This window comes from Streptomyces sp. NPDC054770, from assembly GCF_053611985.1.
In genome coordinates this window covers 43,521-47,173 of the sequence record NZ_JBSHBL010000009.1, presented here as the reverse complement: position 1 = coordinate 47,173, position 3,653 = coordinate 43,521, and the positions used below count along the sequence as shown (strand labels likewise).

2 protein-coding genes are annotated in these 3,653 nt (G+C 76.5%); both read left to right on the top strand.

The window, feature by feature from the left end:
- Nucleotides 1-351: 351 nt before the first annotated feature.
- Nucleotides 352-2,115 carry a hypothetical protein gene (locus ACWGKQ_RS11010; protein WP_453291587.1) on the top strand — a complete coding sequence of 588 codons (1,764 nt, stop codon included), beginning with the start codon at nucleotides 352-354 and terminating at the stop codon, nucleotides 2,113-2,115.
- Nucleotides 2,112-3,551: a hypothetical protein gene (locus ACWGKQ_RS11005; protein WP_453291586.1), complete on the top strand. Its 1,440-nt coding sequence runs from the start codon at nucleotides 2,112-2,114 to the stop codon at nucleotides 3,549-3,551. The genes ACWGKQ_RS11010 and ACWGKQ_RS11005 overlap by 4 nt, the downstream gene beginning before the upstream one ends.
- The last annotated feature ends 102 nt before the right edge of the window (nucleotides 3,552-3,653 follow it).

Below are 3,653 nucleotides of genomic sequence, written 5' to 3'. Positions count from 1 at the left end.
TCGACGTACTGGCCCTGGATTTCGCACGTGCGCATGCGCTGGAAGGGGGCCGTTCAGCACCTTGCGCACAGCGACGCGACCCGAGGCGGTCGGCGCCGGTGCAGGACGTCGGTGAGCGCGTCGACGGCGGTGACAACGCCAGGCGGAACCGCGGGCCCGCCGGTGAACCCGGCGGAGGAGCACGCCCGCGCGATGCGGCTGCGCTACGACCGCAGTCGTGTGGCGCCGGGGCGCGCGACGTGTTCTTTCATACCCGTGATCCTGCCCGTACGGCTCGACTTGGGGCGGGGCGGTGCCGGTGACCGTCGTGACGAGGCGCTGCTCGATTACCGTTCGAAAGGTGACGGTGACATGGGTGATGCCCGCGACCCGGAGGCGGCGATGAGCGGGCGGACCGCCCGGCGGGGTACCGGCCGGCGTCGTGGCGACCGGCACGCCGGTGAGGTGGCCCTGGAGGTCACCGGTGCGGACGGCGTGCTCGCCGTGCACGCGGCGGGTCAGTCGCCCGGCCATCTCGTGGGCGTCGCCGCCGAGTTGCACCGAGGACGCCCCGCCGACCACGTGACCGTCCTGGTGGGCGCCGGCTTCGAGGCGCCCGAGGCGCTCCGCGACCGGCTGGCCCCGGCGCTCGCCGAGGCCCACGCGGCCGGTGCGCGCGTCCTGCGGCTGGTGATGTCCGGCGCAGCCGCCGACCGCCCCGGCCGGCCCGCCGCCGCGCGCGCGTTCAGCGAGGCGGGGCCGTTCGAGGTCCTCGCGCCCCGCGGCCTGGTCGTCGTGGCCCCCGGCGGCACCCTCTTCGCACCCGACGTGCCCGACACCCCGGGCGGCTGGTGGAACTTCTCCTCCGGACTCGTGCCCCGCCGGGTCGGCACCCGGCTCCCGGAACCGCAGTGGCAGGCCGCCGTGGAGCGCACCGCCCCGGCGGTCGCCGACGGCTGCGTGGTGGAACAGATCCCCGCGGGCCTGCTCGTCCTGCCCACCGGAACCCCGCCCGAGGGCGCCTCCGCGCTGCGGTACGCGATACCTCCCGACGCCGCCGGACCGCTGCTCGTCGTCGGCTCCTCCCGCACCGCCACCGTCCCCGCCGACGCCCTCGCCGAGGTGATCGCGGCGCTCCCCGCCCAGGTGCGCGGCACCGTACGGCTCGTCCCCGGCGGCGGCACCGACCTGCTCCCGGTCGGCCGGCGCGTCGCGGACCTGCTCGGCATCCCCGTCCAGGTGCTGACCGGACCGCCGCTGCTGCTGGACGACCCGCAGCGCGCCGACGACCGCGGCCTGGCCGCCACACCGCGCGTGGTGCTCACCGACGAGACCGGCGAGCCCTCCTGGCGGCCCTACGTGGAGACCGTCACCTGCGTGCCCGCCGACGGCGGCACCGCGCCCGCGCCACGCCTGGGCACCTGGCGGCCGCCGGTCAGCGGACTGCGCCCCGGGCTCGAACCCGGCGCGATGATGCTGGACCGCAAATGGGAGGTCGTGGTCACCAGGGCGGGGCTGTGGATCGGCCCGAACGGCCTTCCGGTACCGGAGGACATCGCCGCCCGCCCGGTCCTGCCCGACCTCATGACCGTGGACGTCGGCGTACCGGACGAGGCACTCGACGACTCCGTCTGGGAACCCCTCGACCGCCTCTTCGCCGCCCTCCAGGACGACGTACGCGAGCGCACCCTCGTCCGCTTGCAGGGCGACGGCTCGGACGACGACCTGCGCGCCATGCGCCGGCTCGCCGTCGTCCACGGCCTGGCCGTGGCACCACGCGGCTGGCAGGCCCCGGCCGTGCCGCCCGCCGCCGAGTCCGCCGTACAACCCGCCCCGCTGCGGCCGGACTTCGCCTTGCAGGCGGAGCCCGCCGAGGAGCCCACCGAGACCGCACGGGTACGGCCCGAACCGGCGGCGCCCGCGGCAGCGCAGCAACAGCCCGAGCCGGGGACCGAGCCCGGGACCGGATCCGGCGCCGGGCAGGAGAACGGCCACGGGCACGGGCCGGGAGCGGCCGGTGGCGGCGCGTTGCGGCTCGTGGCCGAGCCCGGGCCGAGGCCCGCGGCCGTCACCGTCACCTTCACACCACCGGCCGCAACGCTCCCGCCACCAGAAGAGCACGAGGAGAACGGATGACCCCCACGCACCAGCCGGGCGCACGGCCGCCCGGCACGGATCGCACGGTTCCCGGCGATCCGCCGCGGACCCGGCGGATACGCCGTGCCGCCGCCATGCCCCTGCACGACGGCGACCCGGACGGCACGGCCGCCTCGGCCGCGCTCGCGCACGCCCAGGCCGTCGCGGCCGGCGTGGCGGCACGGGCGGCGGTCACCGCCGTCGCCGAGGAGCCGCCCGCGGAGAGCCGGCCGGACGTGGTCGGCCGCCTGCGCCGTACGGGCGCCACGGCACGCGGCTTCCGCCCCGACCCCGGCGGGGACCAGCCGGGTCCGGTCACGCGCGGCGCCCGGCCGAAGTCCGGCCCGTGGCCGCTGGTGGCCGCGGCGGCGGTGGCGGGCGCGGTCCTGGTCTCCGTACCGCTGGCGCACAAGGGCGAGAAGCAGACCACCGACGTGGAAGGGCTCGACCGCGTGACACCGGTGGCCACGTCCGGCACCGGGGACCTCGCCAGCGACGGCGACAGCAGCCCGGTCCCGTACGCCACCCCGCAACCGGGCGCGCAGAGCCCGGCCCAGGGCAGCACGCCCGCTCCCTCCGAGAGCGGCAGCCGGACACCGCACGCGTCACCGGGCCCGCACGCCACGCCCCACGCGGCGCGGGACAAGGCCGCCACCGCCACCCCGAGCGCGGCTCCGCACCAGCACGCCTCGCCCCGCACCTCGCCCAGCGAGAGCCGTACGCCGCGCGTGCCGTGGGCGGAGGCGGTCCTGGAGGAGCCGGACGACCAGGCCTCGGGGACGGACGAGCCGGCCGACAGCTTGCCGCCGCATCTCTCCAAGGCGGCCGAGGACTCGGCGACGACGGGCTCGGCAACCACGGATTCCGCGCCGCGGACCGACGCCACGCCGGCCCGCCCGCGTGCGACCGCAGAGAAGCAGACGGTCCACGGGACGGCAACGGCCGCTCACAAGAGGGCAGTTGAGACTCGGCCGGCCGAGAAGAAGCACGCCGCCGAGGAGCCGAAGGCAGTCGAGAAGCCGGAAGCCGTCGAGAAGCCGAAGGCCGCCGCGAAGCCGGAGGCCGGTGCGCGGCCCACCGTCGCCGCGGCCCCGCACCAGTGGGAGACCCGGGTGGTCAACGCCACCACCGTGCTGAGCGCGGGGCAGTCCGTCTCCACCGACCATGTGCGGCTCGCCATGACAGCGAGCGGCAATCTGGTGATCACCGACACGGACGGCAGGGTCCTGTGGTCCGCCGGCACCTCGGGCGCGGGCAACCGGGCGGTGTTCCAGGCCGACGGCAACTTCGTCGTGTACGGCTCCGCCGACCAGACCCTGTGGACCGCGGGCACCGCCGGGAACAACGGCGCCGAGCTGGTCCTCCAGGCCGACGGGAACGTGACGGTCCTGGCGACGTCCGGCACCGTCGTCTGGGCGTCCGGCACCGTGCACTGAGAAGCCGTAGATCCGGTAGGACCCGTAGATCCCGTAGATCCTGTAGGACCCGTAGGACCTGTAGGACCCGTAGGACGGACACGGTCCCCCGTCGCACTCCGC